The sequence below is a fragment of the Klebsiella planticola genome (genome assembly GCF_000783935.2).
Classification (GTDB): domain Bacteria; phylum Pseudomonadota; class Gammaproteobacteria; order Enterobacterales; family Enterobacteriaceae; genus Klebsiella; species Klebsiella planticola.
The window spans coordinates 3,556,958-3,574,535 of sequence record NZ_CP026047.1 but is presented as its reverse complement, the minus strand read 5'-3'; the positions used below and the strand labels follow the sequence as shown (position 1 = coordinate 3,574,535).

Below are 17,578 nucleotides of genomic sequence, written 5' to 3'. Positions count from 1 at the left end.
AAAAAACGGCGGGAATATCAGTAGAAAAATTTCATGAATCAACAGCACTTTTTTGTTGCGCCAGAACCGGATGTTCTGGCGCAACGGATAATCAGCTGGCGATAGCCATGCCGACCGTCATATGCAGACCGTAGAAGATGCCACGCCCTACCATCTCGCCCACCAGTACCAGCACAAATGCCAGACTTAACAGCGGCACGGCGGGCTGATAGCCTTTGAGCAGCGGAACAACCCAGCATCCCAGAGCCAGTACCAGCGCAACCACACGCCAGGCCATCAGTGAGCCATAATCCGGCACCAGCGCGGAGGCTTGCTGAATAGAGCTGTGAATCGTCGGCAGCTCGCTGCCTTGCATCAGGGCCACAATCACGCTGGCCACCAGCGCCAGCAGCGTGACCACCGGCAACAGACGCATCGCCCAACCGTCAACTCCCGCCACGCGCAGCAGCAGATAGCCCAGCAGCGGGCCGCCGAGAAACAGGGTCAGGAAGAAGCTCAGCGGCGTCCAGACGGTATACCAGGTCGGTACGGTATCAATGGTGTTATACACCCGCACCATCATCCAGACGAAGATAATACCCAGCGCCATCGTCGCGACCAGCCAGAGGCTGCGCAGCCCGGCCGGCAGTCTCTTCATCACCGCCAGCAGCCAGCCAATTCCGCCGACGGCGAAAAAGAGGGCACCGCTGGCAATTTCGTTACTCAACGACGACGCACCAATCCGGTTAAGCGAGTTAAAAGCCCGCATCGGCGATCCCAGGTGCATCGTGGAGGCGATAAACCCAATCCCCATCAGCACCCACAAGCCAAACATGCTCAGCACCACGCGCTGCTGCTGCTCATTCGACAAACCGCCTTTCATCAGCGCCAGTGCCAGGACGATAAAACCGCCCGCCACACATTGTCCAAAGACCGTGAAGATCATCAGCGGCCATTCATGCCATCCACTTCCCATCTCACACCTCCTTCGGGTTGGCCAGATAGCCGGTTGTATCACCGCACGGACGACTATTGGCGTTCGGTTTAATGACAATGCTGGGTTTTGTAAAGTGCGCGGATGGCAGCGGCGCAACCGCAGCCAGTTCGCCGTGTTTCTTGCGCAGCTCTTCGATAGGGCCAAAGTCCAGCGCGCGCAGCGGGCAGGATTCGACGCAAATGGGTTTTTTACCCTCGGCAACGCGCTGGTAGCAGCCATCACACTTGGTCATATGCCCTTTCGCGGCATTGTACTGCGGCGCACCGTACGGGCAGGCCATATGACAATAGCGACAGCCGATGCACACATCTTCATCAACCACGACAAAACCGTCATCGCGTTTATGCATAGCGCCGCTCGGGCACACTTTGGTGCAGGCCGGGTCTTCGCAATGGTTACAGGCGATGGATAAGTAATAGGCAAAGACGTTCTGATGCCAGACGCCGTTGTCCTCCTGCCAGTCGCCGCCCGCATATTCATAAATGCGGCGGAAGCTGACGTCCGGCGTTAAGTTTTTGAAGTCTTTACAGGCCAGCTCGCAGGTTTTACAACCGGTGCAACGAGCAGAATCGATAAAAAATCCGTATTGAGTTGTCATCGGTTATTCCTTACAGCTTCTCAACCTGGACCAGGTTGGTGTGCGATGGGTTACCTTTCGCCAAAGGCGACGGGCGTTGGGTGGTGAGCACGTTGATGCTCCCCGCCTGATCCACGCGTCCTGCGTCCGGGTTATACCAGGCGCCCTCACCCAGCGCGACAACGCCAGGCATCATCCGCGGCGTCACTTTGGCTTCGATATGCACTTCGCCGCGATCGTTGTAAATACGGATGCGATCGCCGTTGGCAATGCCGCGTTGTTTCGCGTCGAGCGGGTTAATCCACATCTCCTGACGACAGGCGGCCTTCAGCACATCGACGTTGCCGTAGGTGGAGTGAACGCGCGACTTGTAGTGAAAACCGGTCAGCTGCAGCGGGAATTTCGCCGTCAGCGGATCGTTATAGTTTTCAAAACCTGGCGTATAAATCGGCAGCGGATCGATCACATCGCCATCGGGGAGTTCCCAGGTGGCGGCAATTTTCGCCAGCGCCTGGGAATAGATCTCAATTTTGCCCGACGGGGTCTCCAGCGGATTAGCCTGCGGATTGTCACGGAATGCCTTATAGGCGACATGATGCCCTTCCGGGTCGCGCTGCTTGTAAATCCCCTGCTGACGGAAGGTATCGAAGTCAGGCAAATCGGGAATAGCCTTGCGGGAAAGCTCGTGCAGATAGCGCATCCAGCCTTCCTGAGTGCGGCCTTCGGTAAACTTCTGCTCCACGCCCATGCGTTTTGCCAGTTCCGTGGTCATGTCATAAATCGTTTTGCACTCAAAACGCGGTTTAATCACCTGGTCGGTGAAGATGACGTAGGACATGTTGCCGCAGGAAGCATCCAGCGCGAAGTCCATCTGTTCGGAAGCGGTGCAGTCCGGCAGCAGGATATCGGCATATTTTGCCGACGATGTCATGTGGCAGTCGATCACCACGATCATTTCGCACTTCTTATCATCCTGCAGGATTTCATGGGTGCGGTTGATATCAGAGTGCTGGTTAATCAGACAGTTACCGGCATAGTTCCAGATCATTTTAATCGGGACGTCCAGTTTATCTTTACCGCGCACGCCGTCACGCAGCGCCGTCATCTGTGGACCACGTTCAATCGCGTCGGTCCACATAAACATCGAGATGCTGGTCTCTACGGGGTTCTCCAGCGTCGGCATACGCTCAAAAGGCAGGTCGTACGAACCTTCACGCGCGCCGGTATTACCTCCGTTGATGCCAACATTACCGGTCAGAATCGACAGCATCGAGATAGCGCGGGTGGCGATTTCCCCATTCGCATGGCGCTGCGGCCCCCAGCCCTGGCTGATAAAGGCAGGTTTGGCTGTCGCAATTTCGCGTGCCAGCTGCACAATACGCTCGACCGGAATCCCGGTAATCGTCGATGCCCACTGCGGCGTTTTGGCAGTACCGTCGCTACCCTGACCGAGGATGTAAGCCTTGTAGTGGCCGTTGGCCGGCGCATCGGCAGGCAACGTTTTCTCGTCATAGCCGACGCAGTATTTATCGAGGAACGGCTGATCGACCAGGTTTTCGGTGATCATCACCCAGGCGAGCGCGGAAACCAGCGCGGCGTCGGTGCCTGGTCGAATCGGTATCCACTCATCTTCACGACCGGCGCCGGTATCGGTATAGCGCGGATCGACGATGATCATCCGGGCATTGGATTTTTGTCGCGCTTGCTCCAGGTAGTACGTTACCCCGCCGCCGCTCATCCGCGTTTCGCCGGGGTTGTTGCCGAACAGCACCACCAGTTGGCTGTTTTCGATATCCGATGGGCTGTTACCGTCGGCCCAGCCGCCGTAGGTGTAATTCAGGCCCGCGGCAATTTGCGCCGATGAATAATCGCCATAGTGGTTAAGGTAACCGCCGCAGCAGTTCATCAGACGTGCGATGAGCGTTTTTCCCGGTGGCCAGGAGCGGGTCATGGTGCCGCCAAGAGTACCGGTACCGTAATTCAGATAGATAGATTCGTTACCGTAATCTTTAATCAGGCGCTGCATATTGCTGGCGATAGTATCGAATGCTTCTTCCCAGCTGATGCGCTCAAATTTTCCTTCCCCGCGTTTGCCAACGCGCTTCATGGGATACTTCAGACGATCGGGGTTGTAGACACGGCGACGCATGGAACGCCCGCGCAAACAGGCGCGTACCTGATGCAGGCCGTCATAGTTGTCGTCGCCGGTATTATCTGTTTCAACGTATTTAATTTCGCCATCAACCACATGCATACGCAGCGGACAACGGCTGCCGCAGTTCACGGTACAGGCACTCCAGGTGACCGTTTCATTCACCGGCGCCAGAGCGTCTGCAGCATGGGCAATGCGTGTAAACGGTAGGGTAAATGCGCTGCTGGCCATCGCCAGACCGCCAATTGCCGTGGTTTTCATTAAACCACGCCGGCTTACTTCGGCAGCCAGTAAAGCATCGGGGGCTTTAATTTTCATGGATACTCGCTTTGGTTGCTCACAATTCACTGACAATCGTTATATAGATACATATATAACGAATTTAATCTTTTATAGTTTTTTATGCTGCGCTAACACCAAGGGAGTATGGGGGGAATCGCCAGAGGGATTATTGCCCGGCATCAATAAGGGGATAAAAAAAAAGCGCCCGAAGGCGCTTTTGAGAAACAGGTAAAAAAATCAGCCGATAAATTCGAGGCCGCGCATATAGGGGCGCAGAATTTCCGGGATTTCGATACGACCATCCGCCTGCTGATAGTTTTCCATCAGCGCGACCAGGGTACGACCTACCGCCAGCCCGGAACCGTTCAGCGTATGCACCAGACGGGTTTTCTTGTCGGACTTGCTGCGGCAGCGTGCCTGCATACGACGCGCCTGGAAGTCCCAGACGTTAGAGCAGGAGGAGATTTCACGATAGGTGTTCTGTGCCGGAACCCAGACTTCCAGATCATACGTTTTGCATGCGCTGAAGCCCATATCGCCGGTGCAGAGCGCCACTTTGCGGTATGGCAGCCCCAGCAGCTGCAGAACTTTTTCCGCATGGCCGGTCATCTCTTCCAGCGCCGCCATCGAATCTTCCGGACGCACGATCTGCACCATTTCCACTTTGTCGAACTGATGCATGCGAATCAGACCGCGGGTATCACGGCCGTACGATCCCGCCTCAGAACGGAAACACGGCGTGTGAGCGGTCATTTTGATCGGCAGATCGTCTTCGTCGATGATCTCATCGCGAACGAGGTTGGTCAGCGGTACTTCCGCAGTGGGAATCAGCGCATAGTTGCTGCTATCCGCTTCTTCTTCCAGCGGGCGCGTATGGAACAGATCGCCGGCAAATTTCGGCAGCTGACCGGTACCGTACAGCGTCTCCTGGTTCACCAGGTACGGCACATAGTTTTCACTGTAGCCGTGCTGTTCGGTATGCAGATCCAGCATGAACTGCGCCAGCGCACGATGCAGACGGGCCAGTTGCCCTTTCATCACCACAAAACGGGAGCCGGTCAGCTTAACGGCTGCGGCAAAGTCCAGCCCGCCGTGCATTTCGCCCAGCGTCACGTGATCGCGGACGTCAAAATCGAACTCGCGCGGCGTACCCCAGCGGCTGACTTCAACGTTGTCGTTTTCGTCGCGACCGGCCGGAACGTCGTCGTGCGGAATGTTCGGGATAGTCAGCGCGATATCGCGGATCTCTGCCAGTAACACGTCCAGTTCGGCTTTCGCCGCATCCAGCTGTTCGCCAAGTTTGTTGACTTCCTGGCGTAATGGCTCGATATCTTCCCCGCGCGCTTTCGCCTGGCCAATGGATTTCGATCGGGAGTTACGCTCCGCCTGCAGGTTTTCCGTTTCAACCTGCAGAACTTTACGACGCTCTTCCAGAGCGCGCAGTTTATCTACATCCAGCTTAAAGCCCCGGCGTGCCAGTTTTTCAGCGACTGCGTCTGGCTCGGTACGCAGCAGATTGGGATCGAGCATGCTTATCCTGTGCTTATCGAATAAATAAAAGAAAAGTGGCCGCAGACTACGACCACCGGGATATCTTGATAACCTTACCGCAACGTCTCTGTTAGCGGTAGCGTTTTATGGGGCTATTTTGATCCTGTTCGGTAAGCCAGGCGAGCTTTTCGCCAATTTTCCCCTCGAGTCCCCGATTTGTTGGCCGATAATAACGAGTTTGAGCCATTTCCTGCGGGAAATAGGCTTCCCCGGCAGCATAGGCGTTTGGCTCATCATGGGCATAGCGATACTCCTGCCCATAGCCCATCTCTTTCATCAAGCGGGTTGGCGCGTTGCGCAGATGCACCGGCACATCATAATCCGGACGCTCGCGGGCATCGGCCATGGCGGCTTTAAATGCCGTGTAGACCGCGTTGCTCTTCGGCGCGCAGGCGAGATAAACGATGGCCTGCGCAATAGCGCGCTCGCCCTCCGCGGGCCCGACTCGGGTAAAACAGTCCCAGGCAGAGAGCGCGACCTGCATAGCTCGCGGGTCAGCATTTCCGACATCTTCTGAAGCGATCGCCAGGCAGCGTCGGGCCACATACAGCGGATCGCCGCCGGCGGTGATGATACGTGCGTACCAGTACAGCGCCGCATCCGGCGCGCTGCCGCGCACGGACTTGTGCAGCGCGGAAATCAAATCGTAGAAACGGTCGCCTTTATTATCAAACCGCGCGCTGCGTTCACCGGCAATTTCGGTCAGCAGTTCCGCTTTCAGCACCCGGTTGCCGGAGGCATCCGTCTCTGCCATATCGGCCATCATTTCCAGCGTATTCAGCGCCCGACGCGCATCGCCGTTAACCAGCCCGGCGATAGCCTGGCGGGTATCATCCGGCAGCACGATATTTTGCCCGCCATAGCCACGATCTTTATCGTTCATCGCCTGCGTGAGCACATGCTCAATATCCTCGCTGGACAACGATTTCAGCAGATATACGCGCGCCCGGGATAGCAGTGCGGAATTGAGTTCAAAAGAGGGGTTTTCCGTCGTCGCGCCGATGAAGGTGATGGTGCCGTCTTCAATATGCGGTAAAAACGCATCCTGCTGGCTTTTATTGAAACGATGGACTTCATCAACGAACAGAATGGTGCGGCGTCCGGCATTGCGGTTCTGTCTGGCGCGCTCGATCGCTTCGCGGATCTCTTTTACGCCGGAGGTCACCGCCGAGATCCGTTCAACATCGGCGCTGGCATAGCGAGCAATCACTTCAGCCAGCGTAGTTTTGCCGGTGCCAGGCGGCCCCCATAAGATCATCGAATGCAGATGCCCGGCCTCAATCGCCCGCGGCAAAGGTTTCCCCGGCGCCAGCAGATGCTGCTGGCCGATGTACTGCGCTAAATTTTCTGGCCGCATGCGGGCGGCCAGAGGTTGAAACGCATTGTCGGAAAAATCGAGCGACAGATTGCTCACATTCGCCTCTACTTACGTTGATCGTCCACCGTCACCCCTTTCGGCGGTGTAAAGGTGAACTTCGATGCATCGACCGCACCGTTTTGCTGAGACTTCAGCTGGTAGCTGCTGCGCTGGTCATCCTGCTCTACCGCGCTGAACTGATGGATGGTCCCGTCGCGGCCCACGTTAATCGTAAACTGCTTCAGGTTGCCGCCGCCGCTTTTTGGCGTCAGGACAAAATCATCGCCGTTTTGCTTGATGTTGTACTGCTGCCAGTCGTTGGACTGGTTGCGGGCAATCAGCATAAACGGCGTGTTGCTAGTGGCGTCTTTCAGCCAGGTGACGGTTGCCTGCTCCACAAACGGGTTGTAGAACCACAGGGTCTTCCCGTCAGAAACCAGAATGCTTTCATCCGGCTGGGTCATATGCCAGTTAAACAGATTCGGACGTTTAACCCACAGGTCGCCCTGTCCGTCCTGTACGGCGTTACCGCTGCCATCGGTCACTTTTTGGGTGAAGCTGGCATGGAAGCTGCTCACTTTATCGAGGCGGCTTTTCAAATCACTGGCGGCATCCGCCCAAACCTGGCTCACGACAAATCCAGACAGTAATGCACAGGTGATTGCGAGTTTTTTCATTGTTATTCCTTAATGTGCGTCACTCCCGACGCGGGAGCCTCTTCTGCCTCCTAATTTAGGGCCGCCTGGCACGGCGGAACAGCAGAACAGGCTGATTTTGCGCTTATTTACCCAACTTTGCACTTACTCGAAGGGCGGCGGCGCCAGCACTTCACGGTTACCATTATGGCCCTGCTCGCTGACGATACCCTGTGCTTCCATCTGTTCGATAATACGTGCCGCACGGTTATATCCGATGCGGAACTGACGCTGAACGCCGGAAATCGAGGCTTTACGTTTTTCAGTGACGAAGTTTACGGCCTGATCGAACAACGGATCCAGCTCTTCACCACCGTCAAAGCCGCCGCTGCCGCCTTCGCTTTCACTATCTGACGTAATGCCGTCAACATACTGCGGACGCCCGCGCGCTTTCCAGTCCTGAACCACGGCGTGGACTTCCTGGTCGCGAACAAACGCGCCGTGGACACGAACCGGCATGGTCGAGTTCGGCCCGGAATAAAGCATATCCCCCATCCCCAGCAGTGATTCCGCACCGCCCTGATCGAGGATGGTACGCGAGTCAATTTTGCTCGAGACGGTGAAGGCGATACGCGTCGGAATGTTCGCTTTAATAAGACCGGTAATCACGTCAACCGACGGACGCTGGGTTGCCAGCACGAGGTGAATACCCGCCGCACGCGCTTTCTGCGCCAGACGAGCAATCAGCTCTTCGACCTTCTTGCCGACGGTCATCATCAGGTCGGCGAATTCATCCACCAGAACGACGATATACGGCAGTTTTTCCAGCACCGGATGGACGGCGTCCATACTGTCGCCCGGTTTCCAGTACGGATCCGGAATCGGACGGCCCATACGCGCCGCTTCGGCGATTTTCTCGTTGTAACCCGCCAGGTTACGCACACCCAGCGCCGACATCAGCTTGTAGCGACGCTCCATTTCGTTCACGCTCCAGCGCAGTGCGTTAGCGGCGTCTTTCATATCGGTGACGACTTCGGTCAGCAGATGCGGGATCCCTTCATAGACCGACAGTTCAAGCATTTTCGGGTCGATCATAATGAAGCGCACATCTTCCGGCTGCGCTTTATAAAGCATGCTGAGGATCATGGCATTCACCCCAACCGATTTACCGGAACCGGTGGTACCGGCAACCAGCAGGTGCGGCATTTTTGCCAGATCGGCAACGACCGGATCGCCGGCGATGTCTTTACCCAGCACCACGGTGAGCGGCGATGGGTTATCGCGGAATTTGGTGTTATCCAGCACTTCACGCAGATAAACGGTCTGACGTTTTTTATTCGGCAGTTCCAGACCCACGTACGGTTTACCCGGAATCACTTCCACGACGCGCACCGCAATGGTGGACAAGGAGCGGGCCAGGTCACGCGAAAGGTTTGAAATCCGCGCGGCCTTCACGCCCGGCGCCAGATTCAGTTCGAAGCGAGTGATAACCGGGCCTGGCGAGTAGTTCACCACATCGGCTTTAATACGGAAGTCAGCCAGACGGGCCTCAACCAGGCGCGCCATTTGCTCCAGCGCGAAGGTATCCACCGGCTCGACCTCGCTCGGCGGCGGGGTCAGCAGATCCAACGACGGCAGCGGCGTCGTCGGCCGTTGCATCGGCTGGCTGTTGCCGTTACGCATCAGCAGCGGGTGAATCAGGCTATCCTGCGGCGGCACTGCGGCTGCCTGCTGCGGCATGTGGCCCTGATGGGCTTGCTGCGGCTGATAGCTCTGTGCGGCAGGCTGAGGCTGCTGCGCCATCTGCGGAGGTTGAACCGGCTGCACAGGTTGTTGATACGGTTGTTGTACCGGCGACGATTGCGCCGGTTGTTGATACCGTTGGACGGGCTGCTGGTACTGCTGCACCGGCGGCTGAGTCTCCGGCATCGGCGTGAACAGCGGTTCGCTCGGACCGTCATCGACCAGCGCTTTCATCGGCGAGAAATCATAATCCGCAGGAGAGAACGGCGTTGCGCCCTGCGGCTGTTCGCTGCTGTAGCGCTGCTGCTGCGACGCCGCAAACTGACGGGCCAGTTCAGCTTCAGCTGCGGAGTCATCCTCTTCATCCTGCGCGTAGACTTCGCCGTAACGCTGCTGCTGGGTGGCGGCAAACTGGCGCGCCAGTTCGTCCTGTTCCAGCGCGTCCGCTTCTTCATCCGTTAACGGCTCGTCGTCATAGGCCTGATTCAGCTCCGCTTTACGCGCCCGCTCTTCAGCCATACGTTGCGACGGCAGTTTAATACCATACGATGCCAGCTCACGGCGCGTAGGGACGCGGACATGATTAGGACGCGGCAGTTTTGGACCAATCCCCTCTTTCACCTGCGCACGCGTCCCACCGGATGCCGGACTGAATAGCGGCGCAGCAGATGATGCGGCGGAAGCAACCGTCGCCGCCGTTGCACCAGCGCTCGTCGCCTGGTGTACACCGGCGGCAAGGGTGGTCACCGCGGCGGCTTCGACCGGAGAGGCTGGCGGTGGTGTAACAGGCCGTGTGGCGAGCGGGCTTGCCGGCTCAGGGATCGGCTGATACCAGGCGGCCAGCTGCTCACGTTCGCGCGCACGTTTTTCTTCGACTTCTTCAAAATAATACATCGGCGGACGCTGCGGCTTCACCTCTTCCTGCGGCGCTTCAGGCGCTACGGCAGGGGCCGCTGCCGGCGGCTCCGGTTGGTAAACCGGCTGCTGTACCGGGGCCTGATCAGGCTGATACGCCTGATGCTGCGGGTAAGACGGCTCCGGCTGGTAAACCGGCTGCTGCACCGGCACCTGCTCAGGCTGGTATGCCTGGTGCTGCGGGTAGGACGGCTCCGGCTGGTAAACCGGCTGCTGCACCGGCGCCTGCTCAGGCTGATACGCCTGGTGCTGCGGGTAGGACGGCTCCGGCTGGTAAACCGGCTGCTGCACCGTCGCCTGCTCAGGCTGATACGCCTGATGCTGCGGGTAGGACGGCTCCGGCTGATAAACCGGCTGCTGTACCGGCGCCTGCTCAGGCTGGTACGCCTGATGCTGCGGGTAGGACGGCTCCGGCTGGTAAACCGGCTGCTGTACCGGCGCCTGCTCAGGCTGATACGCCTGATGCTGCGGGTAGGACGGCTCCGGCTGGTAAACCGGCTGCGGCGCGTGCTCAGCTACCGGTTCAGCCCATGCCTGTGGCGCTGCGGTTGCAGCAGCTGCTGCTGCCAGCGGATCGGCAATGCTGTGACCATTTAATAGCGGATCGTAAGGGTCAAAATCCCCCGGCCGCGCGGCGCTGGCGCCAGAGAATAACACATCGTCAGCATCGCCAGGACGTGCGGCGCTGGAGCCCGAAAAGAGTACATCGTCCGCCGCTACGGGCGCGCCGTTGGCGCTGAACTGTACATCCTCTTCGGCATCATCCATACGCTTGCCAGAGAACAGCGCGGCATCGGTTTTACGCCCCATCGGATTGGAGAATTTCTCCGCCAGACGCTGACGGCGAGCGAGCGCGCTGCGTAAAATGCGCGCACGACGAGATTCCTGCGGTTTGACTGCGTCGTCGTAGTCGTCTTCATCGTCTTCGTATTCGTCCTCATCCACCCAGGTATCGTCCCGTCGGGTACGATTGCTGGCGAAGGTCAACACAGACAAAATCGCACCGCCGAGTTTTTCGGCAATGCTGACCCATGACCAACCGGTAAACAGCGTTAAACCGGCCGCCCAGATGCAGAGCAACGCAATAGTGCCGCCGCTGCTGTGCAGCAACGGTTGCAGAGTGGTACTCAGTAAACTGCCGATCACGCCGCCGGAGGCAAAATACCAGATATCATCAGCGTTAATCGCGGCCAGGCCGCAGGAGGTCAGAATCAGCGCTAGTGCGCCAATTAAGCGTAGCGAAACAGCGAAGTAGTCGATGTACTCGTCGCTGGCCTGATTACGCCAGGCGAACCAACAACCGCCGATAATAATCACGGGAATGGTGTAAGCCATTACGCCAAAAATGAAAAATAGCGTATCGGCAAGCCAGGCTCCCGGAATGCCACCTATGTTATGAATAGGTTCATGCCAGGCCGTTTGCGACCAGCTAGGATCCGAGGGATTAAAGCTCAGTAATGCCGCCATCAGCCAGATGGCAAACAGGGAGCAAAGGATGAGTAACGCCTCAAGGAGTCGGCGCCCGCTGCTTAACTTGGTCAGTTTGACTTCTTTGTCTTCGGTGTATTCCTGGCTCAAAAAAGGCTCTCCAGGTATCAGGCTGTTTCCTGCCTGCTGCTAAAACGGACAACAGTGCCGGGTCACCCCGGCACTGTTGCTGTATGGATTAACAGGAGTGTAATCAAACTACATCGATTTTGCACCTGTTCCGTGTTAGCGCGTCTTAATTACCAGACGATTACTTTGCTTGACTTCTTCCATTACCACGTAGGTACGGGTGTCGTTCACGCCCGGCAGACGTAGCAGGGTCTCGCCCAGTAATTTGCGATACGCTGACATATCCGGTACGCGGGTTTTCAACAGATAGTCGAAATCACCGGATACCAGATGACACTCTTGAATTTCTTCAAGTTTTTGCACAGCGGCGTTAAATTGCTCAAACACATCCGGCGCGCCACGATTCAGAGTAATCTCAACAAATACCAGAAGTGATGCATCCAGATAGTGTGGGTTGAGCAGCGCCGTATAGCCCTGAATAAAACCCTGTCTTTCCAGTCGACGCACGCGCTCAAGGCAAGGCGTCGGGGAAAGTCCCACCCGTTTAGAAAGTTCGACGTTTGAAATACGCCCGTCTTTTTGCAGCTCATTCAAAATATTACGATCGATGCGGTCGAGATCTTTGCCAGGGCGCTTCTTGCTATCTACCATTATTATTGTCTCTCTGTATTCCTTCCCTACTCCTGTTCCGACTCAGAGCCTTCACTGCCCGAGTCCATCCTGTTCTTACCCGTATACGACATTGAGTAACCCCAGGGGTACGTGAGAAGCCCGTTGCCTGACGGCAGCCACCGACATCACGCATGGCGTCTGTCCACACCATGCGTAGATTTCGCTAACCCGGATAAAAATGGCATTTGCGTGCATGAAAATTCGCCGCACGCGAAACACTGCTTTTTGTCTTCCATGAATGTTTTCGCAAAAGCACAGGGGATTGTCAAAGCAAAACATCGATTTTTAGTACAAGATGCCAGATATTCATTATCCGCCCCCGGTGATTCTCATGTTTTCCTCTTATAATTGTCCCGACGACAGTAGAATTAGTTATATTCTTCGCACGTAAAATCGCCAGTTCATTGGCGGCCTCTATTGCACATATCGTTAACAAAACTGCTGCGCTCTTTTTTTACGTCAACAAATTCCCTACAATCCAGCCCAATGTATGCCAATAAATTATGGGGATCTCATGGGCACGACCAAACACAGTAAACTGCTTATTCTTGGTTCTGGACCTGCGGGATATACCGCTGCAGTCTACGCCGCGCGCGCAAACCTGCAGCCGGTACTGATAACCGGCATGGAAAAAGGCGGTCAGCTGACCACCACCACGGAAGTGGAAAACTGGCCGGGCGATCCCAACGATCTGACCGGGCCGCTGCTGATGGAACGGATGCACGAACATGCGACGAAATTCGATACCGAAATTATTTTCGACCATATCAATAGCGTCGATCTGCAAAACCGTCCTTTCCGCCTGGTCGGCGACAGCGGCGAGTACACCTGTGACGCGCTGATTATCGCCACCGGCGCTTCAGCACGCTATCTGGGGCTCCCGTCAGAAGAAGCCTTCAAAGGACGCGGCGTTTCCGCCTGTGCGACCTGCGACGGATTCTTCTATCGCAACCAGAAAGTGGCCGTCATCGGCGGCGGCAATACCGCGGTGGAAGAAGCCCTGTACCTTTCTAACATCGCCTCCGAAGTCCACCTGATTCACCGCCGTGATACCTTCCGTGCCGAAAAAATCCTGATTAATCGTCTGATGGATAAAGTGGCCAACGGAAATATCGTGCTGCATACCCATCGCACGCTGGAAGAAGTGACGGGCGACCAGATGGGCGTCAGCGGTCTGCGCCTGCGTGATACGCAGAATGCCGACAATGTCGAGTCTCTGGAGGTCGCGGGTCTGTTTGTGGCGATTGGCCACAGCCCCAACACGGCCATTTTCGAAGGCCAGCTGGCGCTGGAAAACGGCTATATCAAAGTGCAGTCCGGGATCCACGGCAATGCCACCCAGACCAGCATTCCGGGCGTATTCGCCGCAGGTGATGTGATGGACCATATCTATCGCCAGGCCATCACCTCTGCCGGTACCGGCTGTATGGCGGCGCTGGATGCTGAACGTTATCTTGATGGTTTAGCTGACGCGTGCAAATAATCTTTACAAGTCAGTAACAAAGGTAAAGAAGGCGACGAAAAGTCGCCTTTATTTTTTCCTCGTTGTAACATTGCGTGGCCTAAAAACCTCATAACTACACCTGCTAAGTGCGCAATGAATAAAACCCGTCAACAAGAGTTAACACGCTGGTTAAAAGAGCAAAGCATTCTCTCCCGTCGCTGGTTGATGATTTCCCGCGCGCTGGGCGTCATTAGCGGCCTGCTGATCGTCGGTCAGGCCTGGCTGCTGGCGCGGATCCTTCATCGCATGATTATGGAGAATATTCCGGCGACGGCGCTGGTATTGCCGTTTATCGTCCTGGTGCTGATTTTTGTTCTGCGGGCCTGGGTGGTATGGCTGCGCGAGCGGGTAGGTTTCTATGCCGGGCAGCATATTCGCTATGAAATACGCCGCCAGGTGCTCGATCGCCTGCAGCAGGCCGGTCCCGCGTGGATTCAGGGGAAACCCGCCGGAAGCTGGGCGACGCTGGTGCTTGAGCAAATTGACGATATGCACGACTACTACGCGCGCTATCTCCCGCAGATGACCCTCGCCGCCAGCGTCCCGCTGCTGATTGTCATCACCATTTTCCCGATAAACTGGGCGGCGGCGCTGATTCTTCTCGGCACCGCCCCGCTGATCCCGCTGTTTATGGCGCTGGTCGGCATGGGCGCGGCGGAGGCTAATCGCCGCAACTTTCTGGCGCTCGCTCGCCTGAGCGGCCACTTTCTCGACCGTCTGCGCGGGATGGAAACGCTGCGTCTCTTTCACCGTGGCGAAGCGGAGACGGACAATATTCGCCATGCTTCCCAGGATTTCCGCCAGCGGACGATGGAAGTGTTACGCCTCGCCTTTCTCTCCTCCGGCGTACTGGAGTTTTTCACCTCGCTTTCCATTGCTCTGGTTGCGGTTTACTTCGGTTTCTCCTATCTCGGAGAGCTCAACTTTGGCCACTATGGCGTAGGCGTCACCCTGATGTCAGGTTTCCTGGCCCTGATCCTGGCGCCGGAGTTTTTCCAGCCGCTGCGTGATTTAGGTACTTTTTACCATGCCAAAGCACAGGCCATCGGTGCCGCGGATAGTCTGAAAACGTTTATGGAAAAGCCGCTGGCGCAGGAAACTCGCGGCGAGAAGCTCCTCAGCGACAACGAACCGATCGGTCTCGAAGCGCGCGATGCGATCGTCAAATCGCCGGAAGGCAACATCCTGGCGGGGCCGCTGAACTTTACGCTCCCTGCCGGTAAACGCGTCGTGCTGGTCGGTCAGAGCGGCTCCGGCAAAAGTTCGCTTTTGAATGCATTGACCGGTTTTCTCCCTTACGACGGCTCGCTGTTGGTCAACGGCGTTGAACTGCGCGATCTTGACGCCAGCCGCTGGCATCGTCTGCTCAGTTGGGTGGGGCAGAACCCGCAGCTACCCGCCGCCACGCTTCGCGAAAACGTTCTGCTGGCCTGGCCGGAAGCCAGCGAAGCACAGCTTCAGCTTGCGCTGGATAAAGCCTGGGTGAGCGAATTCATCTCGCAACTGCCGCAAGGGATTAATACGCCGGTCGGCGATCAGGCGGGTCGTCTGTCCGTCGGGCAGGCGCAGCGTATCGCCGTGGCGCGGGCGCTGCTGGTACCGTGCCGACTGTTATTGCTGGATGAGCCGGCCGCCAGCCTTGATGCGCATAGCGAACAGCGGGTCATGCAGGCGCTCTTTAATGCCTCTTCGCAGCAAACAACGCTGATGGTGACCCACCAGCTGGAAGGTATCGCCGACTGGGATGCCATCTGGGTGATGCAGGATGGGAAGATAGTCGAACAAGGGACGTATAGCCAGTTGGCGATGGCAAACGGGCCTTTTGCCGCCCTGTTAGCCCACCGTCAGGAGGAGATTTAAATGCGCGCACTATTACCTTATCTGGCGTTGTATAAACGCCATATCTGGCTGCTGACTCTCGGCGTGGTACTGGCTATCGTCACCCTGCTGGCCAGTATCGGCCTGCTGACGCTATCAGGCTGGTTCTTATCCGCTTCTGCCGTCGTTGGCGTCGCCGGTATTTACAGTTTCAACTATATGCTGCCGGCAGCCGGCGTTCGCGGTGCGGCGATTATCCGTACCGCCGGTCGCTATTTCGAACGTCTGGTCAGCCACGATGCCACCTTCCGCGTGTTACAGCATCTGCGGGTGTTTACCTTCAGTAAACTGCTCCCCCTCTCCCCTGCCGGGCTGGCGCGTTTTCGTCAAGGTGAACTCCTCAACCGGGTGGTCGCCGACGTCGACACCCTTGACCATCTCTATCTGCGGGTCATCTCGCCGCTGATCGGCGCACTGGTTGTCATTGTGGTGGTCACCGCAGGCTTAAGCATTCTCGATGTCACGTTGGCGCTGACGCTAGGCGGTATTATGCTGGTGACTCTACTGGTCCTGCCGCCGCTGTTTTATCGCGCCGGGAAACCCGCCGGTGAGAGTATCACGCAAATGCGCGGGCAATACCGTCAACAGCTAACCGCCTGGCTGCAAGGACAGGCTGAACTGATGCTGTTCAGCGCCAGCGACCGCTACCGCAAGCAGCTGGAAAAAACCGAGCAGCGCTGGCAGGATGCCCAGCGTCGTCAGGCGGAGCTGACGGCGCTGTCGCAGGCGCTGATGCTGCTGATCGGTGGCGTTGCCGTGGTTGCGATGCTGTGGCTCACCTCTGCTGGGGTAGGCGGCAACAGCCAACCCGGCGCGCTGATCGCCCTTTTTGTCTTCTGCGCGCTGGCGGCATTTGAAGCGCTGGCGCCGGTAACCGGCGCCTTTCAGCATCTCGGGCAGGTGATTGCTTCCGCCCGCCGAATTACGCAGATTACCGCGCAACAGCCGGAGGTCACTTTCACCGCCGGCAACGGGCAGGCGTTCGGGCAGGTCTCATTGACGTTGAACCAGGTTACCTTCAGCTATCCACAGCAGCCTTCTCCGGCGCTGGAAAATATCTCATTGCAGGTCGGCGCAGGGGAGCATATTGCCATTCTTGGCCGCACCGGCTGCGGTAAATCTACGCTGCTGCAGCTTCTGACCCGCGCCTGGGATCCGGCTGATGGCGAGATTTTACTCAACGACCAGCCGTTAACCCGGCTTAACGAGGCCACTTTGCGTCAGGCGATGAGCGTGGTTCCACAGCGCGTGCATCTGTTTAGCGCCACGCTGCGCGATAACCTGTTGCTGGCCGCTCCCGGCGCCAGCGATATCCAGCTGATGAAAGCTCTGGAGCGTGTCGGACTGGAAAAACTACTGGAAGATAGCGGTCTCAACGCCTGGCTGGGCGAAGGCGGCCGCCAGCTTTCCGGCGGTGAACTGCGCAGACTGGCCATTGCCCGTGCGCTGCTGCACGATGCGCCGCTGATGTTACTCGATGAGCCGACCGAAGGCCTTGATGCGACGACGGAGAGCCAGATTCTGGATTTACTGGCTGAAGTGATGCGTGAAAAAACCGTGCTGATGGTAACTCACCGCCTGCGCGGACTGGCGCGGTTTAATCGGATAATTGTCATGGACAACGGCAAGATTATTGAGCAAGGTAGTCACGCGGAACTGCTGGCTGAACAAGGGCGTTACTACCAGTTTAAGCAGCGTCTGTAGTCCGGCTGTTTCACGCCGTTTTGCGTATATACTCTATGAGTTTCAGGCGTGCTGAAAGAGCGGTCCGCTGCGTCC

Annotated in this window: 11 protein-coding genes; 3 read left to right on the top strand and 8 right to left on the bottom strand. The window is 57.1% G+C overall.

Annotated elements, in window-relative coordinates; genetic code table 11:
• Positions 1–91: 91 nt before the first annotated feature.
• From MC50_RS17195 to lrp, 8 genes are all read right to left on the bottom strand, one after another.
• Positions 92–955 carry a dimethyl sulfoxide reductase anchor subunit family protein gene (locus tag MC50_RS17195; protein WP_047664500.1) on the bottom strand — a complete coding sequence of 288 codons (864 nt, stop codon included), beginning with the start codon at positions 953–955 and terminating at the stop codon, positions 92–94.
• Position 956: 1 nt separating this feature from the next.
• Positions 957–1,574, bottom strand: a complete 618-nt coding sequence (locus tag MC50_RS17190) for a DMSO/selenate family reductase complex B subunit (RefSeq protein WP_015584801.1) — start codon at positions 1,572–1,574, stop codon at positions 957–959.
• A 10-nt stretch (positions 1,575–1,584) separates the two neighbouring features.
• Positions 1,585–4,023: a dimethylsulfoxide reductase subunit A gene (gene dmsA / locus MC50_RS17185; protein ID WP_032688603.1), complete on the bottom strand. Its 2,439-nt coding sequence runs from the start codon at positions 4,021–4,023 to the stop codon at positions 1,585–1,587.
• A 201-nt stretch (positions 4,024–4,224) separates the two neighbouring features.
• Positions 4,225–5,517, bottom strand: a complete 1,293-nt coding sequence (serS, locus tag MC50_RS17180; RefSeq protein WP_032688604.1) for a serine--tRNA ligase — start codon at positions 5,515–5,517, stop codon at positions 4,225–4,227.
• A 91-nt stretch (positions 5,518–5,608) separates the two neighbouring features.
• Positions 5,609–6,952: a replication-associated recombination protein RarA gene (rarA, locus tag MC50_RS17175; RefSeq protein ID WP_015584803.1), complete on the bottom strand. Its 1,344-nt coding sequence runs from the start codon at positions 6,950–6,952 to the stop codon at positions 5,609–5,611.
• An 8-nt stretch (positions 6,953–6,960) separates the two neighbouring features.
• On the bottom strand, positions 6,961–7,572 hold the full coding sequence (lolA, locus tag MC50_RS17170) for an outer membrane lipoprotein chaperone LolA (RefSeq protein WP_004860037.1): 612 nt from the start codon (positions 7,570–7,572) through the stop codon (positions 6,961–6,963).
• A gap of 123 nt (positions 7,573–7,695) precedes the next feature.
• Positions 7,696–11,766 carry a DNA translocase FtsK gene (ftsK, locus tag MC50_RS17165; RefSeq protein ID WP_047664496.1) on the bottom strand — a complete coding sequence of 1,357 codons (4,071 nt, stop codon included), beginning with the start codon at positions 11,764–11,766 and terminating at the stop codon, positions 7,696–7,698.
• 135 nt (positions 11,767–11,901) lie between these two features.
• A complete protein-coding gene (lrp, locus tag MC50_RS17160) occupies positions 11,902–12,396 on the bottom strand; it encodes a leucine-responsive transcriptional regulator Lrp (protein WP_000228469.1) in 495 nt (164 codons plus the stop codon).
• Positions 12,397–12,931: 535 nt separating this feature from the next.
• Here lrp and trxB point away from each other — a divergent pair.
• The 3 genes from trxB to cydC all read left to right on the top strand — a co-directional run bounded on the left by trxB (position 12,932) and on the right by cydC (position 17,503).
• Positions 12,932–13,900, top strand: coding sequence for a thioredoxin-disulfide reductase (gene trxB, locus MC50_RS17155; protein ID WP_004860029.1), 969 nt, complete (start codon positions 12,932–12,934; stop codon positions 13,898–13,900).
• Positions 13,901–14,014: 114 nt separating this feature from the next.
• Positions 14,015–15,781 carry a heme ABC transporter permease/ATP-binding protein CydD gene (gene cydD, locus MC50_RS17150; protein ID WP_047664493.1) on the top strand — a complete coding sequence of 589 codons (1,767 nt, stop codon included), beginning with the start codon at positions 14,015–14,017 and terminating at the stop codon, positions 15,779–15,781.
• Positions 15,782–17,503: a heme ABC transporter ATP-binding protein/permease CydC gene (cydC, locus tag MC50_RS17145; protein WP_032700451.1), complete on the top strand. Its 1,722-nt coding sequence runs from the start codon at positions 15,782–15,784 to the stop codon at positions 17,501–17,503.
• The last annotated feature ends 75 nt before the right edge of the window (positions 17,504–17,578 follow it).

Bases quoted from the DNA above. Each gene is read 5' to 3' on its own strand.
- serS (WP_032688604.1), bottom strand. From the start codon at position 5,517: ATGCTCGATCCCAATCTGCTGCGTACCGAGCCAGACGCAGTCGCTGAA.
- MC50_RS17195 (WP_047664500.1), bottom strand. From the start codon at position 955: ATGGGAAGTGGATGGCATGAATGGCCGCTGATGATCTTCACGGTCTTT.
- MC50_RS17190 (WP_015584801.1), bottom strand. From the start codon at position 1,574: ATGACAACTCAATACGGATTTTTTATCGATTCTGCTCGTTGCACCGGT.
- lrp (WP_000228469.1), bottom strand. From the start codon at position 12,396: ATGGTAGATAGCAAGAAGCGCCCTGGCAAAGATCTCGACCGCATCGAT.
- cydC (WP_032700451.1), top strand. From the start codon at position 15,782: ATGCGCGCACTATTACCTTATCTGGCGTTGTATAAACGCCATATCTGG.
- cydD (WP_047664493.1), top strand. From the start codon at position 14,015: ATGAATAAAACCCGTCAACAAGAGTTAACACGCTGGTTAAAAGAGCAA.
- trxB (WP_004860029.1), top strand. From the start codon at position 12,932: ATGGGCACGACCAAACACAGTAAACTGCTTATTCTTGGTTCTGGACCT.
- dmsA (WP_032688603.1), bottom strand. From the start codon at position 4,023: ATGAAAATTAAAGCCCCCGATGCTTTACTGGCTGCCGAAGTAAGCCGG.
- lolA (WP_004860037.1), bottom strand. From the start codon at position 7,572: ATGAAAAAACTCGCAATCACCTGTGCATTACTGTCTGGATTTGTCGTG.